The organism is Bradyrhizobium sp. 956_D2_N1_4, assembly GCF_052076025.1.
In the GTDB taxonomy this organism is placed as follows: domain Bacteria; phylum Pseudomonadota; class Alphaproteobacteria; order Rhizobiales; family Xanthobacteraceae; genus Bradyrhizobium; species Bradyrhizobium barranii.
This window is the reverse complement of record NZ_CP197237.1, coordinates 3,835,865-3,854,506: the sequence shown is the minus strand read 5'-3', so window position 1 is coordinate 3,854,506 and position 18,642 is coordinate 3,835,865. Positions and strand designations below refer to the sequence as shown.

20 protein-coding genes and 1 tRNA gene are annotated in these 18,642 nt (G+C 64.4%); 17 read left to right on the top strand and 4 right to left on the bottom strand.

Annotation, left to right across the window (positions count from 1 at the left end; all coding sequences use genetic code 11):
* Positions 1 to 16: 16 nt before the first annotated feature.
* The 10 genes from AB7535_RS18110 to AB7535_RS18065 all read left to right on the top strand — a co-directional run bounded on the left by AB7535_RS18110 (position 17) and on the right by AB7535_RS18065 (position 9,561).
* Positions 17 to 238, top strand: coding sequence for a hypothetical protein (locus tag AB7535_RS18110; protein ID WP_008131709.1), 222 nt, complete (start codon positions 17 to 19; stop codon positions 236 to 238).
* Positions 239 to 497: 259 nt separating this feature from the next.
* Positions 498 to 1,796, top strand: a complete 1,299-nt coding sequence (glyA, locus tag AB7535_RS18105) for a serine hydroxymethyltransferase (RefSeq protein WP_028152497.1) — start codon at positions 498 to 500, stop codon at positions 1,794 to 1,796.
* A 16-nt stretch (positions 1,797 to 1,812) separates the two neighbouring features.
* The gene (gene nrdR / locus AB7535_RS18100) at positions 1,813 to 2,295 is read left to right on the top strand and encodes a transcriptional regulator NrdR (protein WP_007603426.1); all 483 of its coding nucleotides are present in this window, start codon (positions 1,813 to 1,815) and stop codon (positions 2,293 to 2,295) included.
* On the top strand, positions 2,292 to 3,440 hold the full coding sequence (gene ribD / locus AB7535_RS18095; protein ID WP_135215695.1) for a bifunctional diaminohydroxyphosphoribosylaminopyrimidine deaminase/5-amino-6-(5-phosphoribosylamino)uracil reductase RibD: 1,149 nt from the start codon (positions 2,292 to 2,294) through the stop codon (positions 3,438 to 3,440). Before nrdR ends, ribD begins: the two co-directional genes overlap by 4 nt.
* Positions 3,440 to 4,048 carry a riboflavin synthase gene (locus AB7535_RS18090; RefSeq protein ID WP_028152495.1) on the top strand — a complete coding sequence of 203 codons (609 nt, stop codon included), beginning with the start codon at positions 3,440 to 3,442 and terminating at the stop codon, positions 4,046 to 4,048. Before ribD ends, AB7535_RS18090 begins: the two co-directional genes overlap by 1 nt.
* Positions 4,049 to 4,234: 186 nt before the next feature.
* The gene (gene ribH / locus AB7535_RS18085; RefSeq protein WP_063982854.1) at positions 4,235 to 4,726 is read left to right on the top strand and encodes a 6,7-dimethyl-8-ribityllumazine synthase; all 492 of its coding nucleotides are present in this window, start codon (positions 4,235 to 4,237) and stop codon (positions 4,724 to 4,726) included.
* Positions 4,727 to 4,728: 2 nt separating this feature from the next.
* On the top strand, positions 4,729 to 5,226 hold the full coding sequence (gene nusB / locus AB7535_RS18080; RefSeq protein WP_063982855.1) for a transcription antitermination factor NusB: 498 nt from the start codon (positions 4,729 to 4,731) through the stop codon (positions 5,224 to 5,226).
* 202 nt (positions 5,227 to 5,428) lie between these two features.
* Positions 5,429 to 6,427, top strand: a complete 999-nt coding sequence (gene thiL, locus AB7535_RS18075) for a thiamine-phosphate kinase (protein WP_354114335.1) — start codon at positions 5,429 to 5,431, stop codon at positions 6,425 to 6,427.
* 121 nt (positions 6,428 to 6,548) lie between these two features.
* The gene (locus tag AB7535_RS18070) at positions 6,549 to 7,157 is read left to right on the top strand and encodes a hypothetical protein (RefSeq protein ID WP_135215692.1); all 609 of its coding nucleotides are present in this window, start codon (positions 6,549 to 6,551) and stop codon (positions 7,155 to 7,157) included.
* A gap of 283 nt (positions 7,158 to 7,440) precedes the next feature.
* Positions 7,441 to 9,561, top strand: a complete 2,121-nt coding sequence (locus AB7535_RS18065) for a sodium-translocating pyrophosphatase (protein WP_071913231.1) — start codon at positions 7,441 to 7,443, stop codon at positions 9,559 to 9,561.
* Positions 9,562 to 9,729: 168 nt separating this feature from the next.
* Here the strand turns inward: AB7535_RS18065 and AB7535_RS18060 are convergent, their stop codons facing one another.
* A complete protein-coding gene (locus AB7535_RS18060) occupies positions 9,730 to 10,731 on the bottom strand; it encodes a Bug family tripartite tricarboxylate transporter substrate binding protein (RefSeq protein WP_039147814.1) in 1,002 nt (333 codons plus the stop codon).
* Positions 10,732 to 10,848: 117 nt separating this feature from the next.
* Positions 10,849 to 11,334, bottom strand: coding sequence for an outer membrane protein assembly factor BamE (locus AB7535_RS18055; RefSeq protein WP_028152489.1), 486 nt, complete (start codon positions 11,332 to 11,334; stop codon positions 10,849 to 10,851).
* A gap of 98 nt (positions 11,335 to 11,432) precedes the next feature.
* Between AB7535_RS18055 and AB7535_RS18050 the strand changes: the two genes are divergently transcribed.
* From AB7535_RS18050 to AB7535_RS18020, 7 genes are all read left to right on the top strand, one after another.
* Positions 11,433 to 12,014, top strand: coding sequence for a ubiquinol-cytochrome C chaperone family protein (locus AB7535_RS18050; protein WP_354124271.1), 582 nt, complete (start codon positions 11,433 to 11,435; stop codon positions 12,012 to 12,014).
* Positions 12,011 to 12,580 carry a YceD family protein gene (locus tag AB7535_RS18045; RefSeq protein WP_135215689.1) on the top strand — a complete coding sequence of 190 codons (570 nt, stop codon included), beginning with the start codon at positions 12,011 to 12,013 and terminating at the stop codon, positions 12,578 to 12,580. The genes AB7535_RS18050 and AB7535_RS18045 overlap by 4 nt, the downstream gene beginning before the upstream one ends.
* Before the next feature lie 298 nt (positions 12,581 to 12,878).
* Entirely contained in the window at positions 12,879 to 13,940 is a 1,062-nt protein-coding gene (gene plsX, locus AB7535_RS18040; protein WP_063982863.1) for a phosphate acyltransferase PlsX, read from the top strand.
* Positions 13,937 to 14,917, top strand: a complete 981-nt coding sequence (locus tag AB7535_RS18035) for a beta-ketoacyl-ACP synthase III (RefSeq protein ID WP_038957963.1) — start codon at positions 13,937 to 13,939, stop codon at positions 14,915 to 14,917. Before plsX ends, AB7535_RS18035 begins: the two co-directional genes overlap by 4 nt.
* A gap of 134 nt (positions 14,918 to 15,051) precedes the next feature.
* Positions 15,052 to 15,393: an integration host factor subunit alpha gene (locus AB7535_RS18030; RefSeq protein WP_028152484.1), complete on the top strand. Its 342-nt coding sequence runs from the start codon at positions 15,052 to 15,054 to the stop codon at positions 15,391 to 15,393.
* Between the two features lie 25 nt (positions 15,394 to 15,418).
* Positions 15,419 to 16,003 carry a MerR family transcriptional regulator gene (locus AB7535_RS18025; RefSeq protein WP_071913245.1) on the top strand — a complete coding sequence of 195 codons (585 nt, stop codon included), beginning with the start codon at positions 15,419 to 15,421 and terminating at the stop codon, positions 16,001 to 16,003.
* A 110-nt stretch (positions 16,004 to 16,113) separates the two neighbouring features.
* A tRNA-Pro gene (locus tag AB7535_RS18020) sits at positions 16,114 to 16,191 on the top strand.
* A gap of 1,374 nt (positions 16,192 to 17,565) precedes the next feature.
* Here AB7535_RS18020 and AB7535_RS18015 read toward each other — a convergent pair.
* A complete protein-coding gene (locus tag AB7535_RS18015; RefSeq protein ID WP_244623311.1) occupies positions 17,566 to 17,841 on the bottom strand; it encodes a hypothetical protein in 276 nt (91 codons plus the stop codon).
* A gap of 94 nt (positions 17,842 to 17,935) precedes the next feature.
* On the bottom strand, positions 17,936 to 18,559 hold the full coding sequence (locus AB7535_RS18010; protein WP_167768206.1) for a TetR/AcrR family transcriptional regulator: 624 nt from the start codon (positions 18,557 to 18,559) through the stop codon (positions 17,936 to 17,938).
* Positions 18,560 to 18,642 lie beyond the last annotated feature (83 nt).

Genomic DNA, 18,642 nt, shown 5'->3' with positions numbered 1-18,642 from the left:
AGAACCAGAGGGTGATATGGAAGCTGCCATCGACCGGATCATGCAGACTTATGACCTGCTCGCGAACCGCACGTCCGCGGCGAGCGCGGAGGCACGGGCCAAGGTCACGAACTACCTCAATACGTTGATGGAAGCCGGCGAGAAGGACACCCACAGGTTGACGGTGTGCGGACTGACCTATCTGCGCCAGCTCGACGGCAGCGTCGATCCCGTGAAGGCGGGGTATACCGGGCTGTAGGGGCAGGTCCGGCCCGCATCGGCACGGATTTTAAGGTCCAAATCGGACCCTTCAGGACTGACCGGGGCGGACGGTTCAAGCAGCCGTCCTCTCGCCCGGATCCTTCAATCCCCACCATATCTGGCATAATTCTCGCTCTCGACCCGCAAATACTTGGCCGGGGGCGGGTGATGTGGTAGATCGCGCTCGCCGCTTCCGATCGCCACACCAGACCGCCCGTAGCCCGCCAAAAGGCTGCGGCGGTGGAGATATTCGCAAGATGACCTCAGCCAGAACCGCCTCCGCGCCCGACTCGTTTTTCACCGCCTCGCTCGACCAGGCCGACCCGGAAATCGCCGCCGCCATCAAGGGCGAGCTCGGCCGGCAGCGCCATGAGGTCGAGCTGATCGCCTCCGAGAACATCGTCAGCCGTGCCGTGCTGGAAGCGCAGGGTTCGGTGATGACCAACAAGTACGCAGAGGGTTATCCGGGCGCGCGCTACTATGGCGGTTGTGAGTGGGTCGACGTCGCCGAGAACCTCGCGATTGATCGCGCCAAGAAGCTGTTCGGCGCCAACTTCGCCAATGTGCAGCCGAACTCCGGCAGCCAGATGAACCAGGCGGTGTTTCTGGCGCTGCTGCAGCCCGGCGATACCTTCATGGGCCTCGACCTCGCGGCCGGTGGCCATCTCACACACGGCTCGCCCGTCAACATGAGCGGCAAGTGGTTCAAAGCGGCGCACTACACCGTGCGCCGCGAGGACCAGATCATCGACATGGACGCGGTCGCCAAGCAGGCCGAAGAGGTCAAGCCCAAGCTGATCGTCGCCGGCGGCTCGGCCTATTCGCGCGCCTGGGACTTCAAGCGTTTTCGCGAGATCGCGGACAGCGTCGGCGCGTACCTCCTGGTCGACATGGCGCACTTCGCCGGTCTCGTCGCCGGCGGCGTGCATGCCTCGCCCGTGCCGTATGCCCACGTCACCACCACCACCACGCACAAGTCGCTGCGCGGTCCGCGCGGCGGCCTGATCCTCTCGAACGACGAGGCGCTCGCCAAGAAGCTCAACTCGGCGATCTTCCCGGGCCTGCAGGGTGGCCCCCTGATGCATGTGATCGCGGCGAAGGCGGTCGCCTTCGGCGAGGCGCTGCGTCCGGACTTCAAGATCTATGCGAAGAACGTCGTCGAGAACGCCAAGGCGCTGGCCGAGGCGATGAAGAGCCACGGGTTCGATATTGTCTCCGGCGGCACCGATAACCATCTGATGCTGGTCGACCTCAGGCCGAAGGGCCTGAAGGGCAACGTCTCGGAGAAGGCGCTGGTCCGCGCCGCCATCACCTGCAACAAGAACGGCATTCCGTTCGACCCCGAAAAGCCCTTCGTCACCTCGGGCCTGCGTCTCGGCACCCCGGCGGCGACGACCCGTGGTTTCGGCGTCGCCGAGTTCCAGCAGGTCGGCGGCATGATCGCCGAGGTCCTCAACGCGATCGCGCAGTCCGACGACGGCAAGGCGCCGCTGGTCGAAGCCGCGATCAAGGAACGGGTCAAGGCGCTCACCGATCGGTTCCCGATCTATCAGTAAGGTCTAGGGTAAACGGATGCGCTGCCCGAACTGCAACAGTCTCGATACGCAGGTAAAGGACTCGCGTCCGACCGAGGATTCTTCCGTGATCCGCAGGCGGCGCGTGTGTGTCGCCTGCAATTTCCGCTTCACCACCTTCGAGCGCGTGCAGTTGCGCGAGCTCACGGTGATCAAGCGCAACGGCCGCCGCGTGCCGTTCGACCGCGACAAGCTGATGCGCTCGGTGTCGATCTCCTTGCGCAAGCGGCAGGTCGAGCCGGAGCGGGTCGAGAAGATGGTCTCCACCATCGTCCGCGAGCTCGAGACCGGCGGCGAGGCCGAGATCTCCTCCGAGGTGATCGGTGAGACCGTGATGGAGCATCTGCGCACGCTCGACGACGTCGCCTATGTGCGCTTTGCCTCGGTCTATCGCAATTTCCGCGAGGCCAAGGATTTCGCCGACGTGCTCGGCGAGCTCTCCGGTGAGGAGGAAGCGCGGCTCGCCGCGATCCGCAAATGATCTTCCGGATCCTGGAGGATCAGTTCGCGCAGAAGGCCCGCGAGTCCAAGGACGCTGATCGCCGCTTCATGCAGCTGGCGCTGGCGCTCGGCAAGCGCGGGCAGGGGCGCACCTGGCCCAATCCTGCCGTGGGCGCTGTCATCGTGAAAGACGGGGTCATCATCGGCCGCGGCTGGACGCAGCCAGGCGGGCGACCGCATGGCGAGCCCGAAGCGCTGCGGCGGGCCGGCGAGGCCGCGCGAGGCGCCACCCTCTATGTCACGCTGGAGCCGTGCTCGCATTTCGGCAAGTCGCCGCCTTGCGCAGACGCGGTGATCGCCGCCGGCATCACGCGGGTGGTCGCGGCGATCGAGGATCCCAATCCGGAAGTCGCGGGCCAGGGTCATGCGCGCTTGCGCGCGGCCGGCATCGCGGTGGAGGTGGGTCTGTGCGCGGCAGAGGCCGCGTTCGACCACGCCGGGCATTTTCGCCGAATCCGTGACAAGCGCCCGCATGTGATCCTGAAGCTCGCGGTCTCGCCTGACGGCAAGATCGGTGCGGCTGGCGGCAAGCCGCTTGCGATCACGGGCGAGGCCGTGCGCAATCGCGTGCATCTGCTCCGCGCACAGAGCGACGCCATCCTGGTCGGCATCGGCACGGTGCTGGCGGATGATCCGCAGCTCAACTGTCGCCTGCCGGGCATGGAAGCGCGTTCTCCCATACGCGTCGTGCTCGACCAGAATCTGCGCATTTCGGCCGCGAGCCAGCTTGGTCGTTCCGCGCGGGAGACGCCGCTCTGGGTGATCGGCTCCGAGCTTGCGGAAGCCGCCGCCGCCACGCGGCTCGGAGCGGCCGGCGCTCAGATCATCCGCGTACCACCAGGAAACGCTTCCGGGCTTGATCTTTCGGCCGTGCTGCATGTGCTGGCGGAGAAAGGCATCACGCGGCTGATGGTCGAGGGCGGCAGCCGTGTCGCGGCGTCCTTCGTCGCGGCCGACCTCGCCGACGAGATCTGGCTGTTCCGCGGAGCGGAAGGGGTCGGCCCGGGCGGCGTCGATGCGCTCGATGCATTGCCCCTGTCGAAAATCACGCAGTCGCAGGCCTATAAGGTTCATGCTAGCGAGACATTCGGCAAGGATACTCTCACCATCTACGAGCGCGCGTAATGTTCACTGGCATTGTCACCGATATCGGCGAGATCGTCGGCTTTACGCCGACAGCGCAGGGCCAGTTGCACAGGCTGCGCATCGCTTGCCGCTACGATCAGACCACCATCGCCGACGGCGCCTCGATCGCCTGCAACGGCGTCTGCCTGACGGTGGTTGCTTCCGGCGTCGAAGGCGGCAGAACCTGGTTCGACGTCGATGCCGCCGCCGAGACGCTGGCGCTGACGACTGCAAGGCACTGGAAGGTCGGCACGAGGCTCAATCTCGAGCGCGCGCTCAAGATAGGCGACGAGCTCGGCGGCCATATCGTCGCCGGCCACGCCGACGGTGTCGCCACCCTCGTCAGTCGCGAGGACCTGCCTGATATGGCGCGGTTCGAGCTCTCGACCACGCGGGAGCTCGCGCGCTTCATCGCCACCAAGGGCTCGATCACGCTCGACGGCGTGTCCCTGACGGTCAATACGGTGAGAGACGTGACCTTTTCGGTGCTGATCATCCCGCATACGCTGACGGTCACGACGATCGGCGGCTGGAAAGCGGGCGCCGAGGTCAATATCGAGGTCGACCTGATGGCCCGCTATGCCGCGCGGCTGACGGAAATGAAGTGACGGCTGAGCCGTCATTCCGGGATGGTCCGAAGGACCAGACCACAGGTGCGCAATTGCGCGCCGGGGAATCTCGAGATTCCGGGCTTGATGCTTCGCATCGCCCCCGGAATGACAGTGTCTTTTGAACTTGGCTTACATGCGTCCGGCGACTACATAGCGCCGACCTCTGTAGAACGGATTTAGACGATGGCAGACGCGCGACGCGCACCCCTGAAGGACCAGACCGACATTTCCGGCGCACGCGCGCTGATTGTCGAGGCGCGGTTCTATGACGATCTCCAGGATGCGCTTCTGGACGGCGCGGTGACCGAGCTGAAGGCGGCCGGTCTGACGCATGACGTCATCACGGTTCCCGGCGCGCTGGAAATCCCGGCGGCGGTCGCCATCGCGATCGATGCCGCGGCGGCGAACGGCAAGCCCTATGACGCGGTGATCGCGCTCGGCTGCGTGATCCGTGGCGACACCATCCATTTCGAGATCGTCTCGCAGGAATCCTCGCGCGCGCTGATGGATCTTGCGGTTTTGCGAAAGCTGCCGCTGGGCAACGGCATCCTTACCGTTAACACCGAGGCGCAGGCCTGGGCGCGGGCGCGCGCCAGCGAGCTCAACAAGGGCGGCGATGCCGCGCGCGCCGCGCTTGCGATGCTGCGCATCAAGCGCCGGCTGGCGCGGGCTTGATCATGGCCGATCACAGCAAAAAGCCGCCGGCCGGCACCGAGAAGAAAGCGAACCGGCGCGGTGCGGCGCGGCTCGCGGCCGTCCAGGCCCTGTATCAGATGGACATCGCCGGCGCCGGCATCAACGACATCTTTGCGGAGTTCGAGAGCCACTGGCTCGGCAACGAGGTCGAGGGCGATACTTACCTGCCGGCCGAAGCGGCCTTCTTTCGCGACGTGGTCTCCGGCGTCGTGCGCGACCAGAAGATGCTCGATCCCCTGATCGACGAGGCGCTGTCGAAGGGCTGGCCGCTGAAGCGGATCGAGGCCATCCTGCGCGCGGTGCTGCGGGCAGGGGCCTATGAGCTCCAGCATCGCAAGGACGTGCCGGGCCGCGTCGTCGTGTCAGAATATGTCGACGTTGCGAATGCATTCGTCGACCGCGAGGAGACCGGCATGGTCAACGCCGTGCTCGACCAGATCGGCCGCCAGTTCCGCGGCGACGAGTTCGGGCGGGGGTAGTTATCCACGAGGGCGGTGAAGAGATGCGATGCGGCTGCCCCATACTCCGCTGCCATCACCCGCGAAGGCGGGTGATCCAGTACGCCGCGGCCTATCGATTTGACACGACCGTCTCTGGAATACTGGATCGCCCGGTGTCTTCTTTGAAGACACGCTTCGCGCTTTTGCCGGGCGATGACAGCATTGGGTGTGGCTAAGGCCGATGGCAGACTCTCAAAACCCCTCCGCCGAAGACTCCCTCATCGCGCGCTATTTCAAGCCGCTGGCGACTGACCCCGGCGCGTTCGGGCTGGTCGATGATGCCGCGGTGCTGTCCTCGTCCGGCGACGACATCGTCGTCACCACCGACGCCGTCGTCGAAGGCGTGCATTATCTCGCCACCGATCCGCCCGACACCATCGCGCGCAAGGCGCTGCGGGTGAACCTGTCGGATCTCGCCGCCAAGGGCGCGGCGCCCGCCGGCTTCGTGCTGACGCTGGCGCTGCGCAGCAAGGAGGATGCCTGGCTCAGGCCGTTCGCCGATGCGCTCGGCGAGGACAGCAGGGCTTTCGCGTGCCCGCTGCTTGGCGGCGACACGGTGTCGACGCCGGGGCCGCAGATGATCTCGATCACCGCCTTTGGCCGCGTGCCGAAGGGACGGATGGTCGGCCGTACCGGCGCGCGGCCGGGCGACCGCATCCTGGTAACGGGAACGATCGGCGACGCCGCGCTCGGCCTCGACGTGCTCACAGGCGGCGCCGCGGCCGGGGCGCTCGCGTCCGAACCGCAAGCGAAGGAGGTGCTGGTCTCACGCTATCGCGTGCCGCAGCCGCGCAATGTGCTGGCGCAGGCCGTGCGTGACCACGCGACGGCCGCGATGGATGTCTCCGACGGGCTCGCCGGCGATCTGGCGAAACTCTGTGCAGCGTCGGGCGTCTCGGCCACGGTTGACGTCGCGAACGTGCCGCTCTCGGCTGCTGCGGCCGGCCTGATCGCGCGCAACGCTATTTGCGTTGAGACGCTGCTTGCCGGCGGCGACGATTACGAGGTGCTGTGCACGGTACCACCAGCCGAGAGCGATGCGCTGATCTCCGCGGGGCGGGCGGCAGGCGTGGCCGTCACAGCAATCGGCACGATCGTCGCGGGCCGCGAGCAGCCGCGCTTCCTGGACGGGCAGGGTCAGGAACTGACCTTGAAGCGCCTGTCCTACAGCCACTTCTGAATTCGACTCGCCTCAAGCCCGATCTGTCCGGATTTGCCGGTCGCCGCTTGCCGCAACCCCGACGAAAGCAAGTAGATGTATCCGAACCGTTGGTGCGAATGCAGCCAATGGATTTGATTCGATGACGGCGGCCGTTGCGGGTTTGAACGAGGCGCAGATTGTTCCCGGGAGGGAGTGCGGAAGCTGCACGCTCTGTTGCAAGGTCTACAACGTGGTCGAGCTCGGCAAGGCCGCTGGCAAATGGTGCTCGCATTGCAAGCCCGGCCGGGGTTGCACGATCCACGACAATCTGCCGGACGAGTGCGCCGCGTTCAATTGTCTCTGGAAAACCATGCCGTCGATGTCCATGCAATGGAAGCCGGATCAGTCGAAGATGGTGCTCACCTTGCATCCCGGGACTAACAACATCCATGTCGTGGTCGATCCCGGCCTGCCATCGGCCTGGACCCGGGAGCCTTATCACGGCCAGTTGCGCGGGTTGTCGAAGGCCAACATGGCGAAAGGCCATCTTGTCGTGGTGTTGGTCAATGAGCAGGCGACGCTCATCCTGCCCGACCAGGATGTGCCGCTCGGCGTCCTCAAGCCCGAGCAGGCCGTTTCGGTGACGCTGGAGGCTGGCCCCAATGGCAGCGTCTACGACGTCAAGATCTTCAACCGACGCACGACAGCCGACGGGCAGACCTTGGAACTGGCGGCAGCGTCTCGCCATCCCGTGAGGTCGGCCGCATAGGCGTGGCCGCGGCCAAGCCTCGCCGGTTTCGGAGAGGCGCCTCGCGGAGTTGCGTCAAGCCGTCGGTCAAACGCACCAGAATTGGCCTAAATACTTGCCGAGATCGGCTTTTTCGACCTCATCCGGCGTTGCACCCTCAATTTGATTTTGGCAAGCTTGTGACCGACCAGGGCCACACCTTCGTGCAAGGGGCGGCCCTGTTCAACATAAGGGCGCCCACCGCATGACGGAAAAACAAAAGGCGCCGGGGGTACGTACATCAAGGATCTGAGGCAAAAATCACATGACAGCATTATGGTTGATAGTGCTCTGCGGAGTGCTTTCCATCGTCTACGCGATCTGGGCGACGTCTTCGGTGTTGAGTGCGGATGCGGGGTCACCGCGCATGCAGGAAATTGCAGGCGCAGTCGCTGAAGGCGCACAGGCGTATCTGCGGCGCCAGTATACGACGATCGGTATTGTCGGCGTCGTCATCTTCGTCCTGCTTGTCTATTTCCTTGGTCTCTACGTCGGCATCGGCTTCTTGATCGGCGCCGTCCTGTCGGGGGCGGCCGGCTTCATCGGCATGAACGTCTCGGTTCGCGCCAATGTGCGCACCGCCCAGGCAGCGACCACGTCGCTTGCCGGCGGCCTCGAGCTCGCCTTCAAGGCAGGCGCCATCACGGGCATGCTGGTGGCGGGTCTCGCGCTGCTCGGCGTGACCCTCTATTTCGGCTTCCTGGTGCACTCGCTGAAACTGGCGCCTGATAGCCGTCTCGTGGTCGACGCCCTGGTGGCGCTCGGCTTCGGTGCCTCGCTGATCTCGATCTTCGCCCGTCTCGGCGGCGGCATCTTCACCAAGGGTGCGGACGTCGGCGGCGACCTCGTCGGCAAGGTCGAGGCCGGCATCCCCGAGGACGATCCGCGCAACCCGGCCACCATCGCCGACAACGTCGGTGACAACGTCGGCGACTGCGCCGGCATGGCCGCCGACCTGTTCGAGACCTATGCGGTGACTGCGGTCGCCACCATGGTGCTCGCGGCGATTTTCTTCGCCAAGACGCCGATCCTCATGAACATGATGACGCTGCCGCTCGCCATCGGCGGCATCTGCATCATCACCTCGATCATCGGCACCTTCTTCGTGAAGCTCGGGCCGAGCCAGTCGATCATGGGCGCCCTCTACAAGGGCCTGATCGCAACCGGCATCCTGTCGCTGATCGGAATCGCTGGCGTGATCTACTATCTGATCGGCTTCGGCAAGCTCGACGGCGTCGACTACACCGGCATGTCGCTGTTCCAATGCGGCATCGTCGGCCTCGTCGTCACCGCGCTGATCATCTGGATCACCGAATACTACACCGGCACCGACTATCGGCCGGTGAAGTCGATCGCCCAGGCGTCGGTGACCGGTCACGGCACCAACGTGATCCAGGGTCTCGCCGTCTCGATGGAAGCGACCGCGCTGCCCGCGATCGTCATCATCGCCGGCATCCTGGTCACCTACAGCCTGGCGGGCCTGTTCGGCATCGCGATCGCGACGGCCACCATGCTGGCGCTGGCCGGCATGGTCGTCGCCCTCGACGCCTTCGGCCCGGTCACCGACAACGCCGGCGGCATCGCCGAGATGGCGGGCCTGCCGAAGGAGGTGCGCAAGTCGACCGACGCGCTCGATGCGGTCGGCAACACCACCAAGGCGGTGACGAAGGGCTACGCGATCGGTTCCGCCGGTCTCGGTGCCCTCGTGCTGTTCGCGGCCTACAACCAGGACCTCAAGTTCTTCGTTGCGGACTCCGCGCACCATCCGTACTTCGCCGGCGTCAATCCGGACTTCTCGCTCAACAACCCCTACGTGGTTGTCGGCCTGCTGTTCGGCGGCCTCTTGCCGTATCTGTTCGGCGCGATGGGCATGACTGCGGTCGGTCGCGCGGCAAGCGCGATCGTCGAGGAGGTGCGCCGGCAGTTCCGCGAAAAGCCGGGCATCATGCAGGGCACCGACAAGCCGGATTACGGCAAGGCGGTCGACCTGCTGACCAAAGCGGCGATCAAGGAGATGATCATCCCCTCGCTGCTGCCGGTGCTGTCGCCGATCTTCGTCTACTTCGTGATCTATGCGATCGCGGGTGGCGGCCCGGCCGGCAAGTCGGCTGCGTTCTCCGCGGTGGGCGCGATGTTGCTCGGCGTGATCGTGACGGGCCTGTTCGTCGCGATCTCCATGACCTCGGGCGGCGGCGCCTGGGACAACGCCAAGAAGTACATCGAGGACGGTCACTTCGGCGGCAAGGGCAGTGATGCCCACAAGTCGGCGGTGACCGGCGACACCGTCGGCGATCCCTACAAGGACACGGCGGGACCGGCCGTGAACCCGATGATCAAGATCACCAACATCGTGGCCTTGCTGCTGCTGGCGATCCTCGCGCACTGAACGGCGCAAGCGACACACGACAAAACCCCGCGGCGCGAGCCGCGGGGTTTTTGTTTGATGGGCTGGAGGCTCTCACCACGTCATTGCGAGCGTAGCGAAGCAATCCAGAATCTTCCCGCGGCGAAAGTCTGGATTGCTTCGCTGCGCTCGCAATGACGGATGTGGTGCCTACTGCACGTCCATCTGCAGGCCTTCCTTCTGGATGATGCCGGCGAACTTCTTCGTCTCGGCGTCCACGAAGTCGGCGAACTGCTGCGGCGTGCCGTAGTCGGCGCGGGCGCCCATGGCGGCGATGTTCTTCTTGATGTCGTCGCGCTCCAGCATCGCCTTGACTTGAAGATTGAGCGCTTCCAGCACGGCGGGCTGCACACCCTTCGGCAGGAACACCGAGAACCACGACGACACGTCGAAATTGGCCAGCTCCGGCGCGCTCTCGCGCATGGTCGGCAGGTTCGGCGCGAGGTCGCTACGGTCGGTCGTGGTGACGCAGAGGCCGGTGAGGGTGCCGTTCTGCACCTGCGGCAGGCTCGGATAGAGATTGTCGAACAGGATCTGGATGTCGCCGGCCAGCGCGGCCTGGAGCGCGGGGCCCGCGCCGCGGAACGGGATGTGCGTCATCTTCAGTCCGGTGAGCTGGAGAAACCAGGCGCCGGTGAGGTGAGGGCTCTGGCCGACGCCGGACGAGGCGTAGCTGAGCTTGTCCGGGTTGGTCTTCAGATATGCGATCAGCTCGGCGACCGACTTGATGCCGGTCTTCGGATGCGCTGAGACGATGTTCGGGATCCGGATCATGTTGGAGACCGGCTGGAGCTGGTCCGGCTTGTAGGTGAGGTTCTTGAAGATGCTGTAGGCGATCGCGTTCGGCCCGGGGTTGCCGATCAGGATGGTGTGGCCGTCAGGCTTGGCGCGGACGGCCTCGGCCGTGCCGATCGTACCGCCGCCGCCGGAGCGGTTCTCCACGACCGCCGACTGGCCCCAGGCGGTCTGCAGATGCGCGGCCAGCAGCCGGCCCATGACGTCGGTCGAGCCGCCGGCCGCGGCCGGCACGATGATGCGGACGTTTTCAGTGGGCTTCCAGTCCGCCAGGCTCGATCGCGGCAGGATCGCTGCGGCCGAGAGGCCGGCAGCACCGGCGAGCACGCGACGGCGGGACAACAAAGTCTTGGGCACGAATCCACTCCCTGCTTCTTGTTTTGCAGGGAGCGTATGGAACCGGGCGCGCAACGGCAAGCCGCACGCGACGGCAAGTGCCGCGCGGAGGGCGGCACGACGCCGCAGGCTGAAGACTCAGTTAAAGCTGAGCAGCTTGAACAGCGGCGTGAGGTAGTTCATCTCCTGACCCGACGTCGCCGTGGTCCGGCTGATGAAGTCGAAGATCTTGCCGTCCTGAAGGCCGTAATTCGCCAGCCGGCGCACGCGCCGATTCTTGTCGAAATAGACCGCGATGACGCGCTGGTCGACCACCTTCTGGTTCATGAAGGCGACCATCCGCTCCGAGCGCTGCGAGATGTAGTAAAACACCTCGCCGTCGAGGGTTGCGACCGTGGAGGGGGTGCCCATCACGATCAGCACCTGGTCCTGGCTCGCGCCGATCGGAATCTGCTCCAGCGCGCCGGGCGGCAGGATGTAACCCTTCTGGAACTGCTCGCCGGTGCAGCCGGCAAGGGCGGCGCCGACCAGGGCGACGGCCGCGAGCATGCGCAAACCGCGCCAGCGTGCATGAAGGCCGCGCGGCTTGTTGGCGCGCAGGCTGGTCTGGTTCGTTATCGTCATCGTGGAACTGATTCCGTCCCCTTGCGTCGCGCGAGGCGCTGAAGTACCGGGCGGAGACTGCAATTGCAACACGCGCACGCCCGCTTGCGGAACCCACAATGGTTTGGCCGTTCAATCACTTCAGGAAACCCCGGCAAGCCCCGCGCGGCACCATTGAAGCCATCTATGGCATGATCGTGACGCAGGCGCGAGAACCCATATTTTACCGCGACTTGGGCGTGCCCGATACGGTTAACGGGCGTTTCGATCTGTTGCTGCTGCATCTCTGGCTGCTGCTGCGACGCCTGCGCACGGTCCAGAGCGTCAACCAAGGCGCCAACCAGGGCCAAGGCGCCACGGAGCTGTCGCAGGCGCTGTTCGACCGTTTCTGCGAGGATATGGACGACAATCTGCGCGAGATGGGGATAGGCGACCAGACCGTGCCGAAGCGGATGCGGGCCTTCGGCGAGGCGTTTTACGGCCGCGTCCAGGCCTATGACCAGGCCATCGAAGGCGGCGGCGAGGCGCTGGCAGCCGCCATCTGCAAGAATATCCTGAATGGGACCGGCATGGACCAGGCGCGGCGGCTCGCGGCCTACGCCCGGGCCACCGAGGCCGATCTCGGCCGGACCGACGAGGCCACGCTGCTGTGCGCATCCTTCAAGTATCCCCCAGCGCTCACTGAGGACATCACCCGATGAGCCGACCGAACGCCGAATCCAGACCCGATCCCTGGCGGTCCCCCGTCATCGTCGCGCAGATCCCCGACACCGGCCTGCACCGCAAGCTCGAGGCTTCAGTCGCCGAACTGCAGGCCATCGCCGAGGTCGGCGGCTTGCGGGAGGTGCTCTCCGCCCAGGCTGCTTTCGAGGTCGTCCCCAAGAGCGGCGGCCGGATCCAGGTTACGGGGCACGTCCGCGCCCGGATCGGCCAGACCTGCGTCGTCACCCTCGATCCGATCGAGAGCGAGATCGAGGAAGACGTCGACCTGGTGTTTGCCCCGGAAGCCGAGGTTCGGAAGATGGCCGACCTGATCGAGGAGGGGCAGGACGACGCGGAGCCGCCGGAGGTGATCGATCCGCCGGAGGCAATCGTGAACGGCATCATCGATCTCGGCCGGATTGCCACCGATGCCCTGTTCCTGGCGGTCGATCCCTATCCGCGCAAGCCGGGCGTCAAGTTCGAGGCCGAGGTCACCGCGCTGGACCCCGAGGACCATCCGTTCGCGGCGCTGAAGGCGCTCCAGGACAAGAAGAAAGGCAAATAGCTGGGCATTCCCGGTGGGGATCGCTTTGCGGGGGGCGTGAGATGCCTGTCCGGATGCTTTGAAAGGAGCTTATATCTGTTTGATTTCAATGCGCTTATTGTGAATTTTCGCCGCCGCCCGCGGGTCGCCCCGAATGCAAAAGGCTGGGGGCAAGAGGTTGTTTCGGGATAACAAAACGCTATTGTCGCGCCCCGGTCCGGGCGCCGCGTGGCGCCTGACCGGTCGCCATGTCCATGGCGGACCCATTTTGCGGCACCGCTCGTTCAAGACCGCACCAGACCAGGTTTCCAGGACTTTTATGCCAAGCAAGGTTCGCATCGCGCTTGACGCCATGGGGGGCGACGTCGGCGCCGCCGTGGTCATTCCAGGCGCCGCCATCTCGCTTCACAGGCATCGCGAGATCGAATTCCTGCTGGTCGGGGACCGCGCCAAGATCGAGCCCGAGCTCGAGAAGCATCCCGCCCTCAAGGCCGCTTCGAAGATCATCCATACCGACGTCGCCGTCGCCATGCATGATAAGCCGAGCCAGGCACTGCGGCGCGGCCGCAAGACATCCTCGATGTGGCTCGCCATCGACGCGGTGAAGAAGGGCGAAGCGGATGTCGTGATCTCCGCCGGGAATACCGGCGCGCTGATGGCGATGTCGCGCTTCCACCTGCGCACGCTGCCGGGCATCGACCGCCCGGCGATTGCCGGGGTATGGCCGACCAAGCGCGGCGAATCGGTCGTGCTCGACCTCGGTGCCGCCATCGGTGGCGACGCACACCATCTGGTGTCGCTCGCCGTCATGGGCGCCGCGATGGCGAGCGTCCTGTTCGACAAGCCCCGGCCCACGGTCGGCCTGCTCAATATCGGGACCGAGGAGATCAAGGGGCACGAGGAGATCCGCGAGGCCGGGGACAGGCTGCGTGCGGTGAACCTGCCGGAGCTCGATTATCTCGGCTTCGTCGAGGGGGATGGTATCGGCAAAGGGCTGGCCGACGTCATCGTCACCGAAGGCTTCAGCGGCAATATCGCGCTCAAGGCCGCCGAGGGAACCGCACGGCAGATGGCGGAATTACTCCGCAACGAGATGCAGCGGAGCTGGCTGTCCAAGCTCGGCTACCTCTTGGCGCGCAGCGCCTTCAAGGCCCTGCGGGACAAGATGGACCCGAACAAGTCCAACGGCGGCGTGTTCCTTGGATTGAACGGGATCGTGGTCAAGAGCCATGGTGGAATCAGCTCCGAAGGCTTTGCCTATGCGATCGATGTTGGCTATGAGATGGCTCACTACGATCTCCTGAACAAGATCAATCAGATGCTCAACCGCGAGGGTGGTGCACTTAGTTCCGTGCAGACCGCGCAGGAGGCTGTTTCGTGACTCAAATTCGTTCGGTCGTGCTGGGCTGCGGCTCTTATTTGCCGGAGCAGGTGGTGACCAACGCCCAGCTGGCGGCGCGCATCGACACGTCCGACGAATGGATCGTGCAGCGCACCGGCATTCGCGAGCGGCATATCGCGGCCGAGGGCGAGTTCACCTCGCATCTGGCGATCAAGGCGGCGCAGGCTGCGCTCAGCGACGCCGGCGTGGACGCGCAGTCGATCGAGCTGATCGTGCTTGCGACCTCGACGCCTGACAACACCTTCCCCGCAACCGCGGTCGCGGTGCAACACGCGCTCGGCATCAACCATGGCGCGGCGTTCGATCTCCAGGCGGTGTGCTCGGGCTTCGTGTTCGCGCTCGCCACCGCCGACAATTTCCTGCGCACCGGCGCCTTCAAGCGCGCGCTGGTGATCGGCGCCGAGACCTTCTCGCGCATCCTCGACTGGAATGATCGCGGCACCTGCGTGCTGTTCGGCGACGGTGCCGGCGCGGTGGTGCTGGAGGCACAGGAGCAGCCGGGCAATGCCGCGACCGACCGCGGCGTCGTGACCACTCACCTGCGCTCCGACGGCCGCCACAAGGCAAAGCTGTTCGTCGACGGCGGTCCGTCCTCGACCCAGACCGTCGGCCATCTGCGCATGGAGGGCCGCGAGGTCTTCAAGCACGCGGTCGGCATGATCACCGACGTGATCGTCGACGCCTTCCAGACCACCGGGCTCAATGCCGACAGCATCGACTGGTTTGTGCCGCACCAGGCCAACAAGCGAATCATCGACGCCTCCGCCCACAAGCTCCACATCGCGCCGGAGAAGGTGGTGCTGACGGTGGACCGCCACGGCAACACCTCGGCGGCCTCGATCCCGCTGGCGCTGTCGGTGGCGCGCAAGGACGGCCGCATCAAGCGCGGCGACATGGTTCTGCTGGAGGCGATGGGCGGCGGCTTCACCTGGGGCTCCGCGCTGGTGCGCTGGTAGCGCCACATTCGATAAAATTTTGCCGGAATTAGCCGCGATTATCGATGCGCCTGCATTGATGAGCGCTGTTGACCGGCGTATCGTAACCTCATAATTTCAGACAACAATTGTTCGCCGTGATGTGGGGCAGGGCGATGACCGACCAAAGCAAAACCGTAACGCGTGTTGATCTCTGCGAGGCCGTCTACCAGAAGGTGGGCCTGTCGCGCACGGAATCGTCTGCGTTCGTGGAACTCGTCCTGAAGGAGATCACCGACTGCCTGGAGAAGGGCGAGACGGTGAAATTGTCCTCTTTCGGCTCCTTCATGGTCCGCAAGAAGGGTCAGCGTATCGGCCGCAATCCGAAGACCGGCACCGAGGTGCCGATCTCGCCGCGCCGCGTCATGGTGTTCAAGCCGTCGGCTATCCTGAAGCAGCGGATCAACACCCAGCATCGCGGCAATGGCGACGCCAGCAAGGCTCAACCCGAGGCTTAACCGCCTGCGCGAAGGATTTTGGCATTTGGACAAGGCGCCGGATGCGTTCCGAACCATCAGCGAAGTAGCGCAGGAACTCGACATTCCGCAGCACGTGCTGCGGTTCTGGGAGACCCGATTCTCCCAGATCAAGCCGATGAAGCGCAGCGGCGGCCGCCGCTACTACCGCCCCGACGACGTCGATCTGCTCAAGGGCATCCGCCGCCTGCTCTACGGGGAGGGCTACACCATCCGCGGGGTGCAGCGGATCCTCAAGGAGCACGGCGTCAAGTCGGTGCAGGGCCTCGCCGACGGCGCGGCCGCGGTCTCGTTCGGGGCCATCGAGGACGCCATCGGCGCCAGCCTGATGGAGCCCGACGATGACGACGAGGCGCCCATCAAGGGCGTCACGGATGCCGACGAAGACGACTACCAGGGCGACGAGGAGGAAGGCATCGACTTCCGCTTCACGGAGGTCGACGACGAGGACATCCTCACCACCTTCCGCAAGGGCGGCACTCCCGCCGCACCTGCCGGGCCCAGCGCCATCGACCGGGAGCGGCTCGGACGGGTGCTCGCTGACCTCGTCGCGTGCCGGGAGATGCTGGATCAGGCGCTGAAGGACGGCTAGGGGACTTTTTGCGAGCTTTGCCGGCAGTTCCGGGGGCTGTGGGCGCGGACGCCAAAATGCTGCGACCTCGCCTTGCGCAAAGCGGCGATCCTAGCTAATGGAACGACGTTCGGAGCGTGGCGCAGCCCGGTTAGCGCACTAGTCTGGGAGACTAGGGGTCGGAGGTTCAAATCCTCTCGCTCCGACCATTTTTTCCAACTCATCCGTGGATTGACCGTCGGCGTGGAGTCTGCTCCCGCTGCGTGACGCATGCGCGACGACCGGTAGCGGGCGGCTGCTTCTGGGGGCGGAAAATTAAAATGTCGAAAACAACCCCATGCACAGTAGCGAACCCATTGGCGAATTATGTTTTTCCGAAGTGGTTTGACGCGTCGGGCAAAACAGGGGCATGATGTCACCATGCCAGCCTGTTGGACGGGGGAATATTCACGGCAGCTGCTTCAATGCATTGCGTCGCAGGGACTTGGGAGGCGCGACGTCCGGAGCGGAGTTGTCTTCTCCCCGCGCTATGATGTGTAACCTGTCATGGCGGCAAGCAAGTAGCGTGCGCGCCGCGCGAGTTTCACGGTAGTCAACCTCCCGGTTGCGAAGGCGCTCGGCCTGGTGCTTCCAACTTCCGTTCTGAGCCGCGCAGACGAGGTGATTGAATGACATCTTGCTGATGAAGTTCACCAGGCCTCATGTCTTGCGTCGGGGGTTGCTAGGATGGGTAGGTAGCCCGCTGCCCTTGGCGAGGTCGCGGTCCAGTTTAAACGGTTTGGTAAGAATGGAGTCTTGATATTGGGACGGGCTTGGGGACTCACGGGGTCCCTTAGATGGAGCGTTCAGCGCGATCCAAACGAAAAGTAAGTCGAAAGCGCTGGGTTGTTTGTTACGGTAATTTTTCTATTGAATGTCGAGACGAAGATGGCGCGAAGAATTTGGCAGCCAAGCTCCGTAAGCGCCGATACCGTGTCACAGCCCGGACAGCCGATGGCGTCTCGCCTTCGTGGCGAGTAGAGCCAGACGAAATCGACGAGTGGATATCTTCACCCACGCGCCCTAGTCGCTCGCCGCGGGTTCGGCCTACGAAGAATCGATGATTTGCGAAACACTCGAGTTGGATCGCGGCTTCAGCACGTTGGTTTCGCCCGCGTCTAGTTCAACTTCGGACACACTCTAGCCCCGATTTGGCTGCTGGAATGCTGGCTCTCGCGACTCATCTGGAGTTGCAGCCAACTTGGGTCGAGATTGGTTCCGCAGGAGGAACGAGCGCTCCTGCAGCTATCCAGCGATCGGTCTTGCGTGTGATCCATCGCAAGGCCTGTGAAGGCCCCGGTCTTCCCCATTGGCTGGGGCCTTCCTTTTGCGCCAGATCACAAAAATATTGGCATCGCGGCGTCTGAGGAACGACTCTCCAAGGGAGAGATTGAAAAATCGGTCTGTGGCGAATCTGGACCTCCTCAAGGTCTCGCCATCCACCCGGAACGGCCCCACCGTCCGACGCGCGTTTGGCGATGGGCCGGTTTTCGTAGGTATTCACTCAACTCCCGCCGGCTCACAAAGTCGGCGGGGTTTTTGAGCTAGCCGTCTTGGCATCGGACTCCGAAGTTGTCGCAGGTGCGAGCGAAGGCATCTGCAGCATTTGCGTCTTCAAAGCAAAAAAGTGTGCCGACGTCGGCACGATCGATCCACCAGTCGACCTTGTTCGCCCTCGCAATGCGGGAAGCCTCTCCGCGCAGTAGGTCGAGCTGTCTTCCGGCGGCATGGACTATCAGGCAATTTTTCTTGGGCATATGTTTTGTCCTCAATAGGAAAGCTGAATTGATCGCCATCAAAAATGGAAAACTCATGGCCATGGGCTCGGCTCAATGCCGCCCGCAGATAAATCAACTGCTTAGCGGGATGCCCGCTCTCCCGCGTAGAGCGTGCATGAGGCGACGTTTTCGCAAACTACCTCAAATACCCCACCACCATCCGTGTCGTCTCATCCACCAGCGTCCTCACCATCTTCTCCGAGAGCATCTCGGCCTGGTTCAGCACCGTGTTGTGCGCGACCGCCTCGATCGCACTGACGCAGATGAAGGTCGCCAGTCCCGGGTCGATCTTGCGCATCTCGTTGCGACGGCTTTCGAGATAGGCGCGCACGAGGGTGTGGACCTCGCGGTTGAAGGCTTCGACGTCCTTGAGCTGGCCGGTGCGCGGGATCTGCTCGGCAAGCACCCGATGTAGTTTGGGATCGATGCGGTGGGCTTCGATCGCGACGGTGACGAGGCGGCGCACGGCTTTGTCGATCGGCAGGTCGGCGACCTCGGTGAGGGCGGCACGGACGATGCCCATAATCTCCTCGTTGTGGCGGTCGATGACGGCGGCGACGAGTGCCTCCTTGCTGGGAAAATACTGGTAGAGCGAGCCGACGCTGACGCCGGCGATTTCGGCGATCCGGTTGGTGCTGGCTTTCTCAAAGCCCTCGCGGACCAGAATGCGAGCGGTTGCCTCGACCAGCGCGTCGACGGTGGCGCGCGATCGCGCCTGCAAGGCATTTTTCCGGGGTTTTGTCGGCGGTTTGCGCGCCATGGGCCTGCGATCCGAATGCGAGTAGGAAAAGCGAGCGAATGCTCGCATTATATCCGCATGTGGCGGCGGTCGACACAAGCCTT